The 19,274-nt window shown below is 40.0% G+C and carries 19 protein-coding genes and 1 riboswitch; of the genes, 4 read left to right on the forward strand and 15 right to left on the reverse strand.

Annotated features, from left to right (window positions below; genetic code table 11):
* Nucleotides 1–82: 82 nt before the first annotated feature.
* Nucleotides 83–1,825: an adenine deaminase C-terminal domain-containing protein gene (locus H0173_RS09900; protein WP_221846183.1), complete on the reverse strand. Its 1,743-nt coding sequence runs from the start codon at nucleotides 1,823–1,825 to the stop codon at nucleotides 83–85.
* Between the two features lie 165 nt (nucleotides 1,826–1,990).
* Between H0173_RS09900 and H0173_RS09905 the strand changes: the two genes are divergently transcribed.
* Together H0173_RS09905 and H0173_RS22720 are read left to right on the forward strand one after the other, a co-directional pair.
* A complete protein-coding gene (locus H0173_RS09905; protein ID WP_313770623.1) occupies nucleotides 1,991–2,263 on the forward strand; it encodes a YgaP family membrane protein in 273 nt (90 codons plus the stop codon).
* A gap of 54 nt (nucleotides 2,264–2,317) precedes the next feature.
* Nucleotides 2,318–2,431: an EYxxD motif small membrane protein gene (locus tag H0173_RS22720; RefSeq protein ID WP_396021205.1), complete on the forward strand. Its 114-nt coding sequence runs from the start codon at nucleotides 2,318–2,320 to the stop codon at nucleotides 2,429–2,431.
* On the opposite strand, the gene purD is transcribed toward H0173_RS22720, so the two are convergent.
* The 14 genes from purD to H0173_RS09975 form a co-directional block, all read right to left on the reverse strand.
* Nucleotides 2,409–3,680, reverse strand: a complete 1,272-nt coding sequence (gene purD, locus H0173_RS09910) for a phosphoribosylamine--glycine ligase (protein ID WP_221846185.1) — start codon at nucleotides 3,678–3,680, stop codon at nucleotides 2,409–2,411. The genes H0173_RS22720 and purD overlap by 23 nt on opposite strands.
* Nucleotides 3,681–3,719: 39 nt before the next feature.
* Complete coding sequence (purH, locus tag H0173_RS09915; RefSeq protein WP_221846189.1) at nucleotides 3,720–5,255, reverse strand: bifunctional phosphoribosylaminoimidazolecarboxamide formyltransferase/IMP cyclohydrolase; 1,536 nt, start codon at nucleotides 5,253–5,255, stop codon at nucleotides 3,720–3,722.
* Nucleotides 5,256–5,286: 31 nt separating this feature from the next.
* The gene (gene purN / locus H0173_RS09920) at nucleotides 5,287–5,856 is read right to left on the reverse strand and encodes a phosphoribosylglycinamide formyltransferase (protein ID WP_221846190.1); all 570 of its coding nucleotides are present in this window, start codon (nucleotides 5,854–5,856) and stop codon (nucleotides 5,287–5,289) included.
* A 21-nt stretch (nucleotides 5,857–5,877) separates the two neighbouring features.
* Nucleotides 5,878–6,903 carry a phosphoribosylformylglycinamidine cyclo-ligase gene (gene purM, locus H0173_RS09925; protein WP_221846191.1) on the reverse strand — a complete coding sequence of 342 codons (1,026 nt, stop codon included), beginning with the start codon at nucleotides 6,901–6,903 and terminating at the stop codon, nucleotides 5,878–5,880.
* Between the two features lie 238 nt (nucleotides 6,904–7,141).
* On the reverse strand, nucleotides 7,142–8,551 hold the full coding sequence (purF, locus tag H0173_RS09930) for an amidophosphoribosyltransferase (protein WP_221846192.1): 1,410 nt from the start codon (nucleotides 8,549–8,551) through the stop codon (nucleotides 7,142–7,144).
* Nucleotides 8,536–10,752, reverse strand: coding sequence for a phosphoribosylformylglycinamidine synthase subunit PurL (gene purL, locus H0173_RS09935; RefSeq protein WP_221846193.1), 2,217 nt, complete (start codon nucleotides 10,750–10,752; stop codon nucleotides 8,536–8,538). Before purL ends, purF begins: the two co-directional genes overlap by 16 nt.
* Nucleotides 10,736–11,422, reverse strand: a complete 687-nt coding sequence (gene purQ / locus H0173_RS09940; RefSeq protein ID WP_221846194.1) for a phosphoribosylformylglycinamidine synthase subunit PurQ — start codon at nucleotides 11,420–11,422, stop codon at nucleotides 10,736–10,738. Before purQ ends, purL begins: the two co-directional genes overlap by 17 nt.
* Nucleotides 11,419–11,673: a phosphoribosylformylglycinamidine synthase subunit PurS gene (purS, locus tag H0173_RS09945; protein WP_221846195.1), complete on the reverse strand. Its 255-nt coding sequence runs from the start codon at nucleotides 11,671–11,673 to the stop codon at nucleotides 11,419–11,421. Before purS ends, purQ begins: the two co-directional genes overlap by 4 nt.
* Complete coding sequence (gene purC / locus H0173_RS09950; RefSeq protein WP_221846196.1) at nucleotides 11,661–12,386, reverse strand: phosphoribosylaminoimidazolesuccinocarboxamide synthase; 726 nt, start codon at nucleotides 12,384–12,386, stop codon at nucleotides 11,661–11,663. Before purC ends, purS begins: the two co-directional genes overlap by 13 nt.
* A 295-nt stretch (nucleotides 12,387–12,681) precedes the next feature.
* Entirely contained in the window at nucleotides 12,682–13,974 is a 1,293-nt protein-coding gene (purB, locus tag H0173_RS09955; RefSeq protein ID WP_221846197.1) for an adenylosuccinate lyase, read from the reverse strand.
* A gap of 3 nt (nucleotides 13,975–13,977) precedes the next feature.
* Nucleotides 13,978–15,132: a 5-(carboxyamino)imidazole ribonucleotide synthase gene (gene purK / locus H0173_RS09960; protein WP_221846198.1), complete on the reverse strand. Its 1,155-nt coding sequence runs from the start codon at nucleotides 15,130–15,132 to the stop codon at nucleotides 13,978–13,980.
* A complete protein-coding gene (purE, locus tag H0173_RS09965) occupies nucleotides 15,119–15,604 on the reverse strand; it encodes a 5-(carboxyamino)imidazole ribonucleotide mutase (RefSeq protein WP_221846199.1) in 486 nt (161 codons plus the stop codon). Before purE ends, purK begins: the two co-directional genes overlap by 14 nt.
* Before the next feature lie 145 nt (nucleotides 15,605–15,749).
* Nucleotides 15,750–15,851, reverse strand: a riboswitch (purine riboswitch).
* 90 nt (nucleotides 15,852–15,941) lie between these two features.
* Nucleotides 15,942–16,148, reverse strand: coding sequence for an NETI motif-containing protein (locus tag H0173_RS09970; protein ID WP_221846200.1), 207 nt, complete (start codon nucleotides 16,146–16,148; stop codon nucleotides 15,942–15,944).
* Complete coding sequence (locus H0173_RS09975) at nucleotides 16,145–16,666, reverse strand: DUF2179 domain-containing protein (protein WP_221846236.1); 522 nt, start codon at nucleotides 16,664–16,666, stop codon at nucleotides 16,145–16,147. Before H0173_RS09975 ends, H0173_RS09970 begins: the two co-directional genes overlap by 4 nt.
* Before the next feature lie 426 nt (nucleotides 16,667–17,092).
* Here H0173_RS09975 and H0173_RS09980 point away from each other — a divergent pair, with 426 nt between their 5' ends.
* Together H0173_RS09980 and H0173_RS09985 are read left to right on the forward strand one after the other, a co-directional pair.
* Nucleotides 17,093–17,428: a helix-turn-helix domain-containing protein gene (locus H0173_RS09980; RefSeq protein ID WP_221846201.1), complete on the forward strand. Its 336-nt coding sequence runs from the start codon at nucleotides 17,093–17,095 to the stop codon at nucleotides 17,426–17,428.
* A gap of 219 nt (nucleotides 17,429–17,647) precedes the next feature.
* Nucleotides 17,648–18,094, forward strand: a complete 447-nt coding sequence (locus H0173_RS09985; RefSeq protein ID WP_313770624.1) for a ribonuclease FAU-1 family protein — start codon at nucleotides 17,648–17,650, stop codon at nucleotides 18,092–18,094.
* Nucleotides 18,095–19,274: the final 1,180 nt, after the last annotated feature.

The raw sequence follows: 19,274 nt of genomic DNA on the forward strand, positions 1-19,274 counted from the left end.
CCAACGCAGATTTCGTCAAATACTTAGGCAGTTGCTAAAATAGTCTAGATGTCATTTCTATGCTCAATTTTACTTTTATATTTTAACGCATTATAGTTGGAAAGAGTACTGTTTTATTCATAACATCATACATTCCCTGCTGTGTCACCCTGATGTAAGGAAGGTGAGTGGAAGAGAAGAATAGAAGTGAATAAATGGGATCCGCATGTTTATAGCCTTTTTCCCTTAAATAACAACGCAGCTCTTTTTCTTTTTCAATAATGCTTTCAACTTTCTCATTTGACATAAGTCCCATAATGCTAAGTGGGATTTCCTGAACAATTCGTCCTTTTTCAGAAACCGTGATTCCTCCACCAATTTCCTTCATTCGATTGAACGCATTCAGCATATCCTGCTTGCTCTTTCCTATTAAAATAAAATCTCCTGTATTAGAAAAAGAGCTGGCAAACCCATCTAAGCTGGTTGCAAAGCCTTTGAGCAGTGTATTGATTCTCCACTTTCCATGCCGATCAACTAGCATGAAAAAGCATTCATCATGATCAGTGGATAACTCATCACCAGATACATCAATGGCTATGGAATACGGCTTCATAATGACTGTATTTTCCATTTTAATTCCGAACGGCATGGAATATTGTAAATCGTCAGAATCTAGATCCCAATCGATTTGCAGCGGCTTAAATCCTTCTTCTTCCCAAGAGATCGAACCGAAAACATCTAGTGGCTCCCCGTCCTTTTTCACCCATTTCCCTTTAGCCAATACGGAAACAGGAGTTGGGTTTCTCTCGTCAGTAAGGAAGTTGATATTGGCAATTCTTCCTGTCGCAATATTTCCATGCAAATGTTCCATATTATAGTGACGTGCTATGTTTATCGTCCCCATATTATAGGCATCCATTATAGGAACCCCTTTTTCAATCGCAATTTGGATCATTCCATCAATAATCCCTTGCTCATAAAAAGCTGGAGAGGACCCGTCCGTAGTAAACACGACTTTATCATAGTGGTCGATGCCTAATTCATGCATTTCATCTAATAAGACAGGCAAATCAGGACGAATTGATGAATATCTAAGGGATACAGTGTATCCTTGCATTAGGCGATTGTAGACATCTTTCCCTGTCATTGCTTCATGATCACAATCAGTTCCTAACAGCATCAGCTTTGCTAATGTCTTTTCTGAAGCGCCAGGGAAATGGCCTTCAATTTTCTTCCCAAGTCTTTTCGTTTCTTGGATCCAATGCAAAATTAAATCATCGCCATCTAATAATTTCGGCCAGCCTGTTAATTCTCCGCCTTGTAGAACTGAATCATGCTCTAGCCATGATTTTATATTGTTATGTGAAAAGATTTCCCCCTCGTTTTGTATTTCCGTTTGGGCATCAAATCTGCACCACCAATACATAGAAGATGGCAGCTCTCTCATTTCCCCAATAAAGGAAAACGCCTTCTTTTTATCCAGCTGCAGAGCTAGAACCATATTGTCATTAATTAAGGTTGTTGTCCCAAATTGAGATGCATAGCTAGCAAAGGAATGGGGATTATATAATTGAAACGGATGGGAATGGGGCTCGATATATCCTGGAACAAGTAAGTAACCATCACAATCCATAACTTCGCATTGATTCGTGTTGTTTGGTAGATTGTCTCCTACATACACGATGCGATCATTATAAATCCATATATTTGCTGTTATCCATTTGCGAAATGCCTGATTTAAATATCGTGCATTTTTTAGCAGTAATGTAGGTGATATCTTTCCATCTAATACGGAAACATGGTCTCGCAAGTGCTTATTTTTCCAACGAAATCGCTGTTCCAGCACTTTAATCCCTCCCCCGGTTTTTCTTCTATTTATAGAATTTCTATAAGTATAAATATACTTTAACTTTTAATAGGGAAAAATAGCAAAAAAAGAAAGCCCTTACATTTTAAATCTTAACATATGTCGTGATTTAACGCACTAAAGAAATTTAAAAACTTTAAGAAGGTGAATAGCTTGAGCTTCAAACCAAATATCGGGATATTGAATGCATTAATCCGAATCACCATCGGTTTAACTGTATTATCATGTGCATCAGCAAAGCTAGTAAAGCGTCCTTGGCGAGAGTCTTACTTACTGCTTGTCATAATGGGTGCAATGAAAGTGGCAGAAGGGATTGTCAAATACTGTCCTTTAACGGACTTATATCAATGCGGACAGGAACGCATAAATGGCCAGAACGAAGAAAATAGTGAAATGGTTCCACATAATCCAACTTAAATTAATCAAGAAAGCCCCCAATATGGGGGCTTATGAAAAAAGGAGTGCCAATCAATGTTTATGGAATATTTAACAGATATGTCCTTTGTCTTAATTATCCTAGTTGGCAGCATTATTGCTTTACTGTATGCGTTTATGCGAAAAACTAAGAGAAAACGTGCACGATAGCTTTATGTCCAATATCCTTACGATAGAAGATGCCATCGCAGTTTACCTTTTCTAATTCTGTATATACTTGATCTTGGGCTTCTTTTAATGAGTTTGCTTTTGCAGCAGCAAGGAAAACACGGCCGCCATTTGTCATGTATTCCCCTAAGCTGCTTTTTTCAGTTCCTGCATGAAAAACAAAAACATTGCCACTAATGTCTTCTAATCCCGATAGGATAGCACCTTTTTGATATTCTGCGGGATAACCGTTTGAAGCAGCGACCACTCCTAACATCGCCTGCTTATCCCAAACAATATTAGGGGTTTCCCCATTGATAACAGCGAGCATGACTTCCGCTAAGTCCGATGTCATTCTCGGCAGGACAACTTGTGTTTCAGGATCTCCAAAACGAGCATTAAACTCAATAACCTTTGGACCATTTTCTGTAATAATTAGTCCCGCATATAAAACTCCGCAAAAATGCTTGCCTTCCTGTGCGAGAGCCTTTGCAGTAGGTTTTACTATCGTTTCAATCGCTATTTTTACAGTATCCTCACTAATATGAGGAACTGGAGAATAAGCGCCCATTCCACCTGTATTAGGACCTTTATCTCCATCAAAGGCACGTTTATGATCCTGAGCTATCTCAAGCGGAATTACATTTTCTCCATTAACAAATGCCATTAGAGAAATTTCCTCTCCAGTCAAAAATTCCTCCATCACTACTGTTGATGATGCATCGCCAAATCTCTCATTTAGTAGCATTTCCTCTAAGCTTTCTCTAGCCTCATCAATTGTTAATGCGACTGTCACGCCCTTACCTGCAGCTAATCCATCCGCTTTAATCACAATCGGTGCGCCTTTTTCCTCTAAATACGCTTTGGCTTCATCATAGGTTGAAAATACTGCATAATCAGCGGTCGGAATGTTGTATTTTCTCATTAAATCTTTTGCAAATGACTTGCTGCCTTCAATCATGGCCGCTTCCTTTTTTGGACCAAAGACTGGAAGTCCCTCTGCTTGGAATCGATCTGATAAACCTTCAAGCAGGGGTACTTCTGGTCCAATCACTGTAAGGCCCACTTCATTTTCTTTTGCAAATTGGATCAGTTGTTCCTGATCACTTTCGCTGATTCCCACAAGTGTAGCTACATCTTCCATTCCCGCATTGCCTGGTGCGACAAATACTTGGTCCACTGATGGACTTTCAGCTAGTTTTCTGCAAATAGCGTGCTCACGGCCGCCTTTCCCAATTACTAGTACCTTCATATGAATAACCCCCAACTAGGTTTTTAGCTATTAAATTTATTAATGCTTAAAGTGTCTAACACCCGTGAATACCATCGCAATTCCATATTCATCTGCTTTTTTAATAGAATCCGCATCACGGACAGACCCTCCAGGCTGAATAATCGCTGTAATCCCAGCTTTCGCCGCTGCTTCAACCGTATCATCCATTGGGAAGAAAGCATCTGATGCCATTACTGACCCAACAGCTTTTTCTCCTGCTTGTTCAAGCGCAATTTTCGCTGCACCCACACGGTTCATCTGCCCTGCACCAATTCCAAGGGTCATATCCGCATTATTGACGACAATGGCATTTGATTTCACTTGCTTAACTACTTTCCAGCCAAGCTTTAATGCATTCCATTCCTCTTCAGTTGGCTGTCTCTTCGTTGGGATAGAGATTTCAGCATGATCAAGTGTGTATTGATCATTATCCTGAACTAATAATCCGCCTTCAATAGAAGAGAGCTTTACTTCTTGCTTATCATGGTTCGAGAAAGGAATCGTTAGTAAACGAAGATTCTTTTTCCCTGTTAAAATTTCTTCTGCTTCTTTTGAGAAAGATGGTGCAATAATGATTTCTAGGAAAATTTCATATAATTTCTCGGCTGTCGCTTTATCTACTTCACGGTTAAGAGCAATAATTCCGCCAAAAATGGAGACTGGATCTGCTGCAAATGCTTTTGAAAAAGCATCATAAATCGTTTCTCCGCTCCCCACACCGCAAGGATTCATATGCTTAACAGCCACTGCTGCCGGCTCTTTGAACTCTTTAACAATTTGAAGCGCAGCATCTGCATCGTTAATATTGTTATAAGATAATTCTTTTCCATGTAATTGCTCAGCATTGGCAATGGAAAACTCCGAGCCAAGAGGCTTCCTGTAAAAAGCCGCTTTCTGATGAGGGTTTTCTCCGTATCGTAATGACTGTTTTAATTCATATGTCACCGTTAATTTTTCTGGAGCTTCTTCATTCGCAAGATTCGTCATATAATCTGCAATCATCGCATCATAAGCAGCTGTGTGACGGAATACCTTCGCTGCAAGTTTTCGGCGAGTTTCCTTCTCTACTTCGCCATTCTCTTTTAATTGAGTCAAGACTGTTTCATAGTCAATTGGGTCGACAACAACTGTTACGTATTCATGGTTTTTTGCAGAAGCACGAAGCATTGCCGGACCGCCGATGTCGATATTTTCAATCGCATCCTCCACTGTTACATCAGGCTTCGCTATCGCTTGCTGGAAAGGATATAAATTCACGCAGACAACATGAATCGGCTGAATTTGATGCTTCTCCAACTGTTCTTTATGACCAGGCTCTGAAAATTTGGCAAGCAAGCCTCCATGAATCATAGGATTTAAAGTTTTAACACGCCCTTCTAAAATCTCTGGAAAGCCTGTTACATCACTTACTCCAATAACAGGAACACCATTTTCCTCTAGTGTTTTTTTCGTACCGCCTGTCGAAATGATTTCAAAGCCTAGTTCACTTAACTTCTTGGCAAATTCCGTAACGCCATTTTTATCGGATACACTGATTAACGCTCTTTTTTTCATCAGATTTCCTCCTGACCTTTTTCATGATGAATTAAAAATTAGAAAACAATTTGTGAAGTACAGCCGGATAAAGCTCATGCTCAACCTTGTGGATTTTTTCCTGAAGGCTTTCTTTTGTCTCGCCAACGAAAATGTTCACTTTTTTCTGCTCAATAACGGGGCCGGTGTCCATTCCTTCATCAACGAAGTGAACGGTTACCCCCGTCTCTTTTACCTTCGCTTCAATTGCCTGTCCAATAGCATCCTTACCTGGAAAAGCTGGAAGCAGCGAAGGATGAATGTTCACAATTCTTCCCTCGTACTCTTTTAAAAGGACAGAACCAATTAGTCTCATATACCCTGCTAAAACGATAAATTCGACATGATGCTCTCGTAACTTTTGTAAAATTTCTTTCTCGTACTCTTCTTTTCCTGCAAATTCCTTTGGCGAAAAAGTAAAGCATGGAATGTTTTCTCTTTCGGCTCTTTCAACGCAAAAGGCATCAGGCTTGTCACAGACTACTAACTTTATATTTGCATGGAGGTTCCCTTTTTTCGCTGCATCGGCAATAGCTTGAAAATTTGTCCCGCTCCCGGAAGCAAATACTGCGATATTCTTCATGATTTTCCTCCGTAACTTTTACTACAGAATTTCAATGCCTTCATGACTTGTTACCGTTCCAAGAAGATATGCTTTTTCTCCGATAGAGTTGAAATAGGCAATCACTTCCTGTGCTATTTCATCATCAACAGCTACAACCATACCTATCCCCATGTTAAAAATATTGTACATCTCTTTTCTGTCTAAATCACCGATAGTTTCCATAAGCTTAAACACAGCCGGAACTTCCCAGTTCTCTTCTTTAAGCTCAGCTCCCAAGCCAGCTGGCAGCATGCGCGGAATGTTTTCGATAAAACCGCCGCCTGTTATATGTGCAAGTCCTTTAATCTCGAAATTTTCTAATGCCGATAAAATGGACTTTACATAAATTCTTGTCGGGCGAAGGAGCTCCTCGCCTAGCGTACAGCCCAGCTCTTCTACATAATGGGTTAATGCCATCTGAGCTTTCTCGAAAAATAACTTTCTCACAAGTGAATAGCCATTGCTGTGAATCCCGCTCGATGCAAGCCCTATTAAAGCATCCCCGGCTTTAATATCAGTACCAGAAATTAATTTAGACTTTTCACAGGCTCCTACTGCAAATCCAGCGAGATCGTACTCTTCAGGACTGTACATGCCAGGCATTTCCGCTGTTTCTCCGCCTACAAGCGCACAACCAGCTTGCTCACAGCCAGCTGCAATTCCTTTGACAATTGCTTCTATTCTTGCTGGATCTGCATGACCGCAAGCAATATAATCTAAAAAGTAAATCGGCTCTGCTCCTTGGACAACGATATCATTCACACACATAGCTACCGCATCGATACCGATCGTATCATGTTTATCCATCATGAAAGCAAGCATTAATTTCGTTCCAACCCCATCTGTGCCAGAAACCAAAACAGGCTCCTTTAAATTCAAGACAGACAAATCAAACATTCCGCCAAAGCCGCCTAGTCCGCCAAGCACACCATTACGAATAGTCTTTTGTACATGCTTCTTCATTCGGGAAACTGCCTCATAGCCAGCCTCAATATCCACGCCGGCTTGTTTATAAGCATTCGACATCCTAATCCTCCTAATTAGAAAAGCGCAAGCGCCTTGGTCACCCCCGACAAGCACAAGACGAGCCTCCTGGAAAGGTGTTCTTTACCTTTTTAGGAGGATTGGCTTGTGACCTCGAGGGGGTAGGCGCTGGAGCTAGACATTTTTCAAATTAAAAAGTTACTTTCTCTATAAACTACGATTGATACTACTGAATAGAAAAGCGACATTTTTCAATGCCGCTTTTTTTACATGTCAAAAATCAAACTGTCACTGGAGAATGTTCTGTTTGCAAAGGATAGATTTCTGTCGGATACTTGCCTGTAAAACAAGCGAGGCATTGGCCGCAGGAATCTCCTTTTCTCCCAATCGCTTTCACCATACCTTCAACACTTAAGAAGGATAAAGTGTCTGCACCAATCATTTCTCTAATTTCTTCAACTGAATGATTTGCTGCAATTAATTCTTCTTTTGTCGAAGTATCAATTCCGTAGAAGCATGGATGCTCGATTGGAGGCGAGCAGATGAGAACATGAACCTCTGTTGCTCCAGCCTCTTTTAGCATAGAGACAATTCGTTTACTCGTTGTCCCGCGCACGATCGAATCATCTACCATAACAACCTTTTTGCCTTCAACGACTCCTCTTACCGGAGAGAGCTTCATTTTAACCCCTTGCTCTCTTAACGACTGAGAAGGCTTAATGAATGTCCGGCCAACATAGCGGTTTTTAATCAAGCCCATTTCATATGGAATTCCTGTTGCTTCTGCATAGCCAATCGCAACAGAGATTCCCGAATCAGGCACACCTGTCACAACATCCGCATCAACTGGAAATTCAACTGCTAACTGTTTTCCTAAATTTTTACGGGCAGTATGAACATTAATTCCGTTAATATTGCTGTCAGGACGAGAGAAATAAATATATTCCATTGTGCACATCGCAATGTTTGAAGCATGCGCAAACAATTCGGAGCGAACACCGTTATCATCAATAATCAGCAATTCCCCTGGCTGAACATCACGGACAAACGTTGCTCCAACAATATCAAAGGCACATGTTTCCGAAGCAACCACATAAGCATCACCAATTTTCCCTAGAGAAAGAGGTCTCATGCCGTTTGGATCAAGCGCCACCATTAACTCTGTCTCCGTCATAATCAGAAAGGCATAAGCACCTTTTAGCATCGACAATGCATATTTAACTCTATCCTTTAACTCCGTAAAACCTCCGCGTCTAATTAAATGAGCTAACACCTCAGTATCAGAGCTTGTTTGAAAAATACTGCCCTGACCTTCAAGCTGATGTCTTAGTCCAGTCGCATTAATCAAGTTGCCATTATGGCAAAGTCCCATGCTGCCGCTCTGAAAATGGAATAGCAATGGCTGAACATTGTCATAGCCGCCTCCGCCTGCCGTTGAGTATCTTACGTGTCCAATGGCTGCTTTCCCTTTTAAATCGTTAATAGCATCTGTTGAAAAAACCTCTGTCACTAGCCCCTCGCCTTTTTTACCTTTAAGCGTCAGACCATCAGTTACAACCATTCCGGTCCCTTCTTGTCCACGGTGCTGCAGACTATGAAGACCGTAATAAGTAATTTGAGATGCTTCAGGATGATTCCATACACCGAACACGCCACATTCCTCATTTAACCCTTTTATTTCAGCAAGCATGGAATAGCTCCTTTCCAAGCCTGCTTTAGCGTTTCCACCTGCTCTGCTAAAACAAGGCCATCCTCTGAGTTGATCGTAAGAACTGGTAGTTCTCTCACTTCTCCAATTAGCTTTGCATCTACTAAACTTTCAAATTCTTGTTGATGTTCTTTTTTGACAGATATTAAGAAACGTGATTGAGATTCGCTAAATAGAGCTGAAACTTTGTTACCATCGATTCGGATCGTTGCCCCAAGGCCTTTTGATCCCATTGCGCTTTCTGCAACAGCAACCGCTAAGCCGCCTTCTGCAAGGTCATGAGCAGAAGCAACGAGCCCTGCACGAATGGCTTGTAAAACTTGCTGCTGATAGCGATTTTCCACTTCAAGGTCAATTTCAGGTGCTTTTCCGAAAATTTTGCCGTAAGTCAGCTTTTGCAGCTCGCTTCCGCCAAATTCATCCTTTGTTTCTCCTAAAAGATAAATGAGGTCACCTGCTGCTTTGAATTCTTGTGTTGTTACATGATCTAAGCTTGAAACAAGTCCAACCATTCCAATGATTGGAGTCGGGTAGATGGCTTCACCGTTCGTTTCATTATATAAAGATACATTTCCGCCAATAACAGGAGTATCTAATGCAAGACATGCTGCACTGATGCCATCCGCTGATTTTTCAATCTGCCAGAAGATTTCAGGCTTTTCTGGGCTTCCAAAGTTCAAGCCATCTGTAATCGCTAATGGCTCCCCACCGGAACAAACGATATTTCTAGCCGCTTCAGCCACTGAAATTTTTCCGCCTGTTTCTGGATCAAGATAAATATAACGAGAGTTACAGTCTGTTGTAATCGCTAAGCCTTTTTCAGTACCGCGAATGCGAATGACTGCTGCATCGGATCCAGGTGCTACAACTGTATTCGTGCGAACCATGTAATCATACTGGTCATAAACCCACTCTTTGCTCGCAATCGTAGGCTGCTGTAGGAGTTTAACTAATGTTTCTTTATAGTCTTCGACAGCTGGAATATCATTGTCCATCGCTTGGAACTCGCGATAGTAAGCTGGTTCCTGTGATGGTTTATGGTAAACCGGTGCGTCCTCAGCAAGTGCATCAGCCGGAACATTTGCCACAACCTCTCCGTTATGAAGAAGACGAAGCATTTTATCATCTGTTACTTTTCCGATCGCGACTGCTTCTAGATCATATTTAGAGAAAAGATCGACAATCTCTTGTTCTCTGCCTTTTTTCACAACAATTAACATTCTTTCTTGAGATTCAGATAGCATCATTTCGTATGCAGTCATCCCTGATTCACGTTGTGGGACAAGATCAAGATTCATTTCAATTCCAGAGCCAGCTTTACTTGCCATTTCAGCTGAAGAGCTCGTTAATCCAGCCGCTCCCATATCTTGAATTCCAACTAAAGCATCTGATTTCACAAGTTCCAGACAAGCTTCTAGTAAAAGCTTCTCCATGAACGGGTCCCCAACTTGAACCGCTGGGCGATTTTCTTCCGATTGATCTGTTAATTCTTCAGAAGCGAATGTTGCTCCATGAATGCCGTCACGGCCCGTTTTCGCTCCAACATACATAACCGTGTTGCCAACACCATGTGCTTGGCCTTTTTGAATATCCTGATGATCGATTAAGCCGATACACATCGCATTCACAAGCGGATTTCCTTCGTATGCTGGGTCAAATTGAATTTCGCCGCCAACCGTTGGAATACCGATACAGTTTCCATAGCCAGCGATTCCCGCTACTACTTCTTTAAAAAGGTATTTCGTACGCGGATGATCTAATTCTCCAAAGCGAAGGGAATTCATCATCGCTACAGGTCTTGCACCCATAGAGAACACATCACGAATAATTCCGCCTACACCTGTTGCAGCTCCTTGATAAGGCTCAATCGCAGAAGGATGATTATGGCTCTCGATTTTGAATACAACTGCTTGCTCATCGCCAATATCAACAATTCCCGCTCCTTCTCCAGGTCCTTGAAGTACTCTTTCCCCTTTAGTCGGGAATTTTTTTAGCACAGGCTTTGAATTTTTGTAGCTGCAGTGCTCAGACCACATTACGGAGAAAAGACCGATTTCTGTGTAATTAGGAAGACGTCCAAGAATACTTTCAACCATCGCAAACTCTTCGTCTGTTAAACCCATTTCCTTATATACTTTTTGTTCCTTTAATAGTTCCGGACTTGGCTCAAGCTTTAACGACATGTGCTTCCCTCCATTGTTTTACGATTGATTGAAATAATTTCAGACCATCTGCCCCGCCTAATAGTTCATCAACAGCTCTCTCAGGGTGAGGCATCATCCCTAGTACATTTCCTTTTTCATTGACAATGCCTGCGATATCTTCAAGACTTCCATTCGGATTCGTACCGCTGTATGTGAATACAATTTGATTATTGTTTTTTAATTTTGTTAGAGTTTCCACGTCGCAATAGTAGTTTCCTTCACCGTGTGCGATCGGGATCGTAATCACTTCATTTTTCTCATAGGCAGAAGTAAACATCGTTTCGTTATTTTCAACTTTTAATTGAACCGGACGGCAAATGAATTTTAAGCTTTCGTTTCTTCTCATGGCTCCTGGCAATAGCCCTGCTTCTAGTAAAATTTGAAATCCATTACAAACGCCTAGAATTGGTTTTCCAGCTTCAGCTGCCTTCACAACTTCCTTCATAACATTGCTAAAACGCGCGATGGCACCAGAGCGAAGGTAGTCTCCGTATGAAAATCCTCCAGGCAGCAGAATTCCGTCAAAGCCTTCTAAGCTTTCTGCATCATGCCAAACATATTCTACTTCAGCACCTAGTTCATCCTTCACAGCATGATACATGTCTACGTCACAATTCGATCCTGGAAAAACGATAACCGCGAATCTCACTGAGCAACAGCCTCCTCAATTTCAAAACGGTAGTCTTCAATCACCACGTTAGCTAATAAACGTTCACACATTTCCTTCACGATTTCCTCTACTGGACGGTCTGATTTTCCAATGCCTAATTCCATGTATTTTCCGATGCGAACATCAGAAACTTCGCTGTAATTCATGGTGTGTAGAGAGTTTTTCACTGCTGTTCCTTGAGGATCTAATACGCTTTCTCTTAATGTGACGAATACTTTTACTTTGTACATACTGTTTGGCCTCCCAGTCTGGCTAAAATATTTTTATATGCATCTGTTAAACTTCCAAGATCTCTGCGGAATACATCTTTATCTAGCTTTTCATTTGTTTCGATGTCCCAAAGTCTGCATGTGTCTGGTGAAATTTCATCTGCAAGTAGAATATGACCACCTGACTCTTTTCCAAACTCAAGCTTAAAATCAACGAGGCGTATTCCTAACTCTTTGAAAAATTCCGATAAAACTTCGTTGACCTTTAGTGCCTTTTCTTTTAAAATTTCTACTTCTTCCTTACTCGCTAACCCAAGCATTTCAATATGTTCTTCTGTTACGAGCGGATCTCCTAAGTCATCATTTTTATAGTAAAATTCCACAATGGCTCTTGGGAGCGGCTTACCTTCTTCCATTCCAAATTTCTTTGCGAAGCTCCCAGCGGAAATGTTACGAACTACTGTTTCAAGCGGGATAATTTCTACTTTTTTCACCAGCTGCTCTGTTTCTGAAACTTGTCTGATAAAATGTGATTCTATCCCAAACTCCTTAAGCTTCGAAAATAGCAAACTCGTAATCTCGTTATTCAAGCGGCCTTTTCCTGAAATGCTCGCTTTCTTTTCCCCATTAAAAGCAGTTGCCGAATCCTTATATTCAATCCAAACAACATTTTGATCATGTGTTTTATAAACCTTTTTCGCTTTTCCTTCGTATAACAGTGTTCCCTTTTCCATGCTGGATCCTCCTAAGTGTGAAGATTGGGAATTTTATATAGATATAATTTTTTAGCTATCTTGCTGTTGATTTCCGCTGCAGGCACTCGCTTTCCGCGGGCGGTCTGGGAGCCTCCTCGTCGCTATCGCGCCTGCGGGGTCTCCCTTAGACTCGCTTTTCCCGCAGGACAATGAAAAAACTTCCTTGAATGAACACCGCACGACAAAATGCGTATGCATTTTGGAGGAGTCTCGCGCCTTCCGCTCCAATCAACGAATAACACATTCAACAAGGAGCTTTAACAGAGTCAATTTCTTAGAGTCCTAAGCGTTCAAAAATTGTATCAACATGCTTGATGTGGTAATGGTAATCAAAGCATTCTTCGATTTCAGCCGATGTAAGCTTAGCAATAATGGTCTCGTCCTGTTCAATTAAACTGCGGAATGGAACCTGCTTTTCCCATGCTTCCATTGCACGCGGCTGAACTGTGTCATATGCTTCTTCACGTGGCATTCCCTTATCAATTAGAGCAAGTAGAACACGCTGTGAATAAATTAATCCTAATGTACGATCCATATTTCGCTTCATGTTTTCAGGGAAGACGGTTAAATTCTTCACGATATTTCCAAAGCGATTCAGCATATAGTTCAAGGCAATCGTTGCATCGGGAATAATGATTCTTTCAGCTGAAGAATGCGAGATATCACGCTCATGCCATAGAGCTACGTTTTCATAAGCAGTGAGCATATAGCCGCGAATGACTCTTGCCATTCCTGTCATATTCTCTGAACCAATTGGGTTGCGCTTATGCGGCATAGCAGATGAACCTTTTTGCCCCTTTGCAAAAAATTCCTCAACCTCGCGTGTTTCACTCTTTTGCAGACCGCGGATTTCTGTTGCAAATTTTTCAATTGAAGTGGCAATTAGGGCAATCGTACTCATATAGTGCGCGTGGCGATCACGCTGCAATGTCTGTGTAGAAATCGGAGCTGGCTTTAGGCCAAGCTTTTCACAAACATATTGTTCAACAAACGGATCAATATTCGCATATGTTCCAACAGCACCAGAGATTTTTCCGAATTCAATTCCGGCAGCTGCATCTTTAAAGCGGTGAACATTTCGCTTCATTTCCTCGTACCAAAGGGCAAGCTTTAGACCAAATGTAGTTGGTTCTGCATGAACTCCATGCGTACGCCCCATCATAACGGTATACTTATGCTCCTGAGCCTTGTTTTTTAGAATTTCAACAAACCGTTCAAGGTCGTTCAGAAGAATATGATTAGCTTGTTTAATTTGGTAGGAAAGGGCTGTATCCACAACATCTGTAGACGTTAGTCCGTAATGAACCCACTTTCTCTCCTCACCAAGAGTCTCAGAAACGGCACGAGTAAAGGCAACTACATCATGTCTCGTTTCTTCTTCAATTTCTTTAATGCGATCAATGTTAAAGGAAGCATTCTCTCGGATTTTCTGAACATCCTCTTTTGGAATATCACCAAGCTCTGCCCATGCTTCACAAGCTAAAATTTCAACCTCTAACCATGCTTGAAACCGGTTTTCTTCTGTCCAAATTGCACCCATCTCAGGTCTTGTATAACGTTCAATCATCTTTTATCCTCCGATCTTTACTGTCACATCGGACCAAATGCCGCTCTCCTCAGCTTCTACAAGTGCTGCTTCAACTGATTCGCATAACAGGGTTACATGCCCCATTTTGCGTTTATATTTGGCATCCTTTTTACCGTACAAATGAATCTTCCAGTCTTTTAGTAAAGGAATATTCTTTATTAATGGCTCCTGATGTTCTCCTAATATGTTTACCATTACAGCCGGTTTTAATAGCTCTGTACTACCAAGCGGCCAATTACAGATCGCACGGATATGCTGCTCAAACTGCGAGGTTTCACAAGCTTCAATAGAATAATGCCCAGAGTTATGCGGTCTTGGCGCAAGCTCATTAATATAAATTTGCTCATCTTCTGTCAAAAACATTTCTACTGCCAAGGTTCCCACTAGTTTGAATGCTTCTGCAAGCTGTTTTGCTGCCTGTATGACTTTTTCCTTTGCTGCTTCTGATACTCTAGCCGGTACGATTGTTTGATGCAGAATATTTTCTTTATGAATATTTTCACCAACTGGTAAAACAGCCACTTCCCCTGACACGCTTCTGAAAATAATAACAGAGATCTCTTTTTCAAAAGGAATCCACTTTTCTAGGACACAGATCCCTTTTTCAAGAAGCTTAGCTGCTTCTATAATATCCTTCTCATTCTTAATCACATATTGTCCTTTTCCATCGTATCCGCCTCTAGCAGTCTTTAATACAGCAGGCATGCCAAGCTTTTCGATATTTTCATAAATGTCTTTTACATCCCCAATAACTGCATAAGGAGCTACTTCCGCACCAGCCTTCTGGATAGCCGCTTTTTCCTTTGTTCGATCCTGAGTAATTTCAAGTAAAGCAGAACCTTGGGGGACATAAGTGTTAGAACATAGCCAATCTAAAGCTTTCGCATTAATATTTTCAAATTCATACGTAATGACATCACTTACTTTTGCCAGTTCTTTAATGGCATCAATGCTGTCATAATCGCCGAGTATAACGTGATCAGCGACTTGCCCGCAAGGAGAATCCTCTGTTGGATCAAGCACAGCAATTCTGAAGCCCTTCGCTCTTGCCGCGATAGCCATCATTCTTCCTAACTGCCCGCCGCCAATGATTCCAATGGTTTGTCCTGGTAAAATCACTTTATTAGACAAGCTCATCACTACTTTCTAATACTTCTTGTTTAGTTTTTTCTCTTTTTTGCTCCAATTTATCAGCTAAATTTGAATCAAATGCACCTAGAATTTGAGCTGCCAGCAAGCCTGCATTCGTTGCTCCAGCCTTGCCAATGGCAACAGTTGCCACCGGTACTCCTCCAGGCATTTGAACAATCGATAATAGAGAATCTAGTCCATTAAGAGCTTTCGACTGAACAGGAACACCAATAACCGGAAGGGTCGTCTTAGCAGCAACCATTCCAGGCAGATGAGCTGCTCCTCCAGCCCCGGCAATGATCACTTTAATGCCTTTTCCTCTTGCAATCTCTGCATATTCAAACATTAGGTCTGGAGTTCGATGGGCGGAAACAACTTTCTTTTCGTAGTCGATTCCAAGCTCTTCAAGAATTTCACACGCATGCTTCATTGTTTCCCAATCAGATTTGCTTCCCATGATCACTGCAACTTGTGCCATCTTTTCTCCTCCGGATCTATGTATTTTTCAAAATAAAAAGCCTAGACAAATACTTCCTCAATGAGAGAAAGTAATTTGTCCAGGCAAAAAAAGCATACGGGAACACACCTAAATACAACAGGATGAATTCCTGAATTACGCGCCAGGCATATCTACTTTCCCTCATAGTCCAATCATTTACGGTCATTGGGTAGAAACTCATGGGCCATATTCCCATTATTATATGAGGGGATTATTCGCTTCATTTATAACTTATATCCACATCTTAACAACTATAGATAGTCATGTCAACCAATAATCGAACAATTAAAAAATATATTAATTTAATGTTCGTGTTTTAAGTTTCAATTAACTTAGCTTCAAACACAATCTGCCGTCCTATAGGCTCGTAAATGGTTGATCCCTCCACTATTTTTTCCTCAAAAACAGGCTTTTCCGTCCTTCTGACAGGCATATAACCTGCTTTTTGTATTCGATCTAAACAAGCACCAATTGTTTCATTTTCCTGTACTTCAAACATCATTTTCTTTTTTCCTTTACTCATGAAGATAACTTTCCTTTCTTTACTGTTTTTACCCAGAAGCCGCCATGTATAGTTTTCGGTTCATACGCAATAATAAATGCTTTCGGATCAAGCTCTTTAATGGTCTGATATAGCTTTAACTCATACTTCCTCGGAGTCAGGATTTGCAGTGCCATCCGGTCTCCTTCCAATCCGTTCGCAGCCCAATCAGTTACACCATATCCCTTCTCCCTTAGCATTTTCGGCATGTCCACATCGTATCCCTTCGTAATGACATTTACCGTTATATAACCAAGAGCCAGTTTCTCCTCAATTTTCATCCCAACAATAACCCCAATCCCATACCCAACTGCATAGGCAATCAAATTTTGGATCTGATTAAGATTATCCAGAACCAGCCCAAGTCCCACCACATAAATAACCACTTCTATTGTACTGATAAAGGCCGCTAAATATCGTTGTCCCTTTAACGTTAATATCATTCTAATCGTAAAAAATGACACGTAAACAATATTTATTACTAGAATAATGGTGACCATGATAAAACTATTTTCGAGCACAACGACCCTCTCCTTATAAAAGTTCCTCTACCTTTTTTATACCCTTCCCATACTCCATTTTACTCCTAATATTGAATTATCATTTTACAAAAGAATAACAAATTTTGCGATGTGTATTATAAATAAAATATTTATTGTTCAATGTATATTAGTATATTGAACAATAAAGCAGAAGAAGAGTATGAAAAAATGGAAAAAAGGGCGATCCGCAGATTTAATATATGGAAAATGTTGTTTTTTCTTGTTCTACAAACGGGCCAGATTGTTGAATAACCTAGATATCTAGAATAAATCAATAACATTCCTTATGATACTATTGGGAGCTATTCTTCAAGAAGGAGAATGGCTCTTTCTTATTGAAGTAAAGAAGCAGCTAGTTTAGTAAGTTAAAAAGGGAGATGCGAAATGAAAAATAATTTAATTGCTACATCAATTTTCTCATTAGCGATTGCTATTGTAATTGGCAGTTGGTTAATTTCAAGTGGATTAAATAATAGCAGAGAACAAATGGTTAATGAAAAAAGTAATAAGGAAACAACACGAGAGGAACCATTATTAACTTTATCCGAATTAGGAGACTATCTTGGAATTACAGAAGAGGAAATCAAAATGTTTGTTAGTGAAGATGTTACAAAAAGCCAGATTCCATATTTAAAGATTGGAAATGAGTTCTATTTCTCAGTTAAAGCAATTGATAGATGGTTAACTGAAACTGGACCAGTGAAAGTCGGACAATACTAAAACCATATTTAACTAACTGGTGCAAGAGTTAAGTTAAGGGCTGCCAATGCTGCTAAAGGGGGCTTTAATCTAATAACGATCTTCAACAATCTGGCACATTTCTTTAACAAAGGGATGCCTCTATTATAGGTCTGAACAAAAAAGTGAAAATCCTTTTTCAAAAGTCTAAAGCGATCCACATATGGCGTAATTAGGAAAATTGATTTTGGGGGGATGGAGATGCTTAAGAGAAAGTATGGAGATCGTTCAGAATGGAAACGAATTTTAAAAAGAAAATACGCACAATCATTTCTTGATACAAAGGAATTTAAGGGGTATATCACTTTATTACGTACTATTAAAGTAACTGAACCATTAACAGTTAGTTATGGAGAAAATGAAATATGTATTGTTGATGATGGCTATATGTGGCTTCAACAATTCCCCTTAGAGAAAAAACATTCAGTAACAACTATGTTTGATGTTAAAGGCAATATAGTGCAATGGTATATAGATATTTGCATGGAAAATGGATTAGATAGAAATATCCCTTGGATGGATGATTTATTTTTGGATATTGTTTTGTTACCTTCTGGAGAGGTAATTCAAAAAGATGCTGATGAACTAGAAGGGGCTTTTATAAATGGAATTATTGACGAGTCTCTTTACAATTTAGCTTGGGATTAAGCAACCAAACTTATCGAGTTAATAAATAACTGTAGTTTTGAATTGCTAAATTTATCAAATATTCATAAGGATATCTTAGTAAATAAATTAAAATAGCATTATTTATTAAAAGACTTGTTATTCAAGAAAAGGGAGCCTTTTCCGAAAACTGAAAGGCGTCTTATCTTTCCCTCTTACACTAAAGATATATGGCTTTCAATGTGATCTTTTAAAGCTTTTTTTTGATAATATCATAATGGGAGATATGACAACCTAAAATCTGAAACAATTCTTGAGCGAAGCCGGAGAACATTTAAAACCATCTATTTTGATTTAGAAGTTGTACAAGTTCATTAGCCGATAAAGCGAGTTTGATAAATAAGCGAAGAAATTTCCCTTAAGTTAGAAAATAGTACTAAAAGTAACTTAATAGACGGAAAGATTCCGACTATTGATTCGAAAAACGAGAAAATGAGTAAGATTGCTTTGCTTAATCGGAAAACTTCCGCTTATATCCCCCGAACCGAGCTCTATCCTGCTGTATAGCCGAAAAATTTCCGCTTATTTCTTACGATTAGTCAAGTGTATTCAGTTAACTCATTTATGTTTTAAATTATCTTTGGTTACTCAAAAAAGACATCAATTACCTACTCTTAAGTAAAAAAATCAACATATTAAATAGCATATGAATTAAAATAGTAATTAGTACGTTGACAAAAACAATTGTCAAGATGTTTTTAGGTTACGATTTTGCTTGCTGATTAAAGTAGTAAAACCTCAAAATCGTTGATATATAAGAGGCAAAAATAAGAGACCAAATCATATGCGATTTGGTCTCTTATTTTGCATTCTATTTGGTATGTTTCTCTACTGAAACGGAACTATTTACCTTATTAGCTGTTCTTTTTTGGCCTAGCGACGTCCTACTCCCACAGGGGGAGAGCCCCTAACAACCATCTGCGCCGAAGCTTAACTTCCGTGTTCGGGCTCGGCTTTGAATAAGCTGCGGATCTCTGCGTCAGCTACACTCGTTCCGTCCTCATGCATCGCACATTCCGGGCGTCACTTCCTTACTTCCTTGACCTCCTTGCTTCTTCAAACCCTCGCATTTTTATTTCTTAACTAAGTCTTGTTCCTTCGAACACCATTTAATCAATAAAAAAACAGCTCTTATGAGCTGTTTTTCCATTTGCCTGGCGAC

This window comes from Bacillus sp. S/N-304-OC-R1 (assembly GCF_019749375.1).
Classification (GTDB): Bacteria; Bacillota; Bacilli; order Bacillales; family Cytobacillaceae; genus Cytobacillus.

Excerpts from the sequence above, each read along its gene's own strand:
- H0173_RS22720 (WP_396021205.1), top strand. The coding sequence starts at position 2,318 with ATGTTTATGGAATATTTAACAGATATGTCCTTTGTCTTAATTATCCTA.
- purD (WP_221846185.1), bottom strand. The coding sequence starts at position 3,680 with ATGAAGGTACTAGTAATTGGGAAAGGCGGCCGTGAGCACGCTATTTGC.
- purH (WP_221846189.1), bottom strand. The coding sequence starts at position 5,255 with ATGAAAAAAAGAGCGTTAATCAGTGTATCCGATAAAAATGGCGTTACG.
- purN (WP_221846190.1), bottom strand. The coding sequence starts at position 5,856 with ATGAAGAATATCGCAGTATTTGCTTCCGGGAGCGGGACAAATTTTCAA.
- purM (WP_221846191.1), bottom strand. The coding sequence starts at position 6,903 with ATGTCGAATGCTTATAAACAAGCCGGCGTGGATATTGAGGCTGGCTAT.
- purF (WP_221846192.1), bottom strand. The coding sequence starts at position 8,551 with ATGCTTGCTGAAATAAAAGGGTTAAATGAGGAATGTGGCGTGTTCGGT.
- purL (WP_221846193.1), bottom strand. The coding sequence starts at position 10,752 with ATGTCGTTAAAGCTTGAGCCAAGTCCGGAACTATTAAAGGAACAAAAA.
- purS (WP_221846195.1), bottom strand. The coding sequence starts at position 11,673 with ATGTACAAAGTAAAAGTATTCGTCACATTAAGAGAAAGCGTATTAGAT.
- purC (WP_221846196.1), bottom strand. The coding sequence starts at position 12,386 with ATGGAAAAGGGAACACTGTTATACGAAGGAAAAGCGAAAAAGGTTTAT.
- purB (WP_221846197.1), bottom strand. The coding sequence starts at position 13,974 with ATGATTGAACGTTATACAAGACCTGAGATGGGTGCAATTTGGACAGAA.
- purK (WP_221846198.1), bottom strand. The coding sequence starts at position 15,132 with ATGAGCTTGTCTAATAAAGTGATTTTACCAGGACAAACCATTGGAATC.
- purE (WP_221846199.1), bottom strand. The coding sequence starts at position 15,604 with ATGGCACAAGTTGCAGTGATCATGGGAAGCAAATCTGATTGGGAAACA.
- H0173_RS09970 (WP_221846200.1), bottom strand. The coding sequence starts at position 16,148 with ATGAGTAAAGGAAAAAAGAAAATGATGTTTGAAGTACAGGAAAATGAA.
- H0173_RS09975 (WP_221846236.1), bottom strand. The coding sequence starts at position 16,666 with ATGGTCACCATTATTCTAGTAATAAATATTGTTTACGTGTCATTTTTT.
- H0173_RS09980 (WP_221846201.1), top strand. The coding sequence starts at position 17,093 with ATGAAAAATAATTTAATTGCTACATCAATTTTCTCATTAGCGATTGCT.
- H0173_RS09985 (WP_313770624.1), top strand. The coding sequence starts at position 17,648 with ATGCTTAAGAGAAAGTATGGAGATCGTTCAGAATGGAAACGAATTTTA.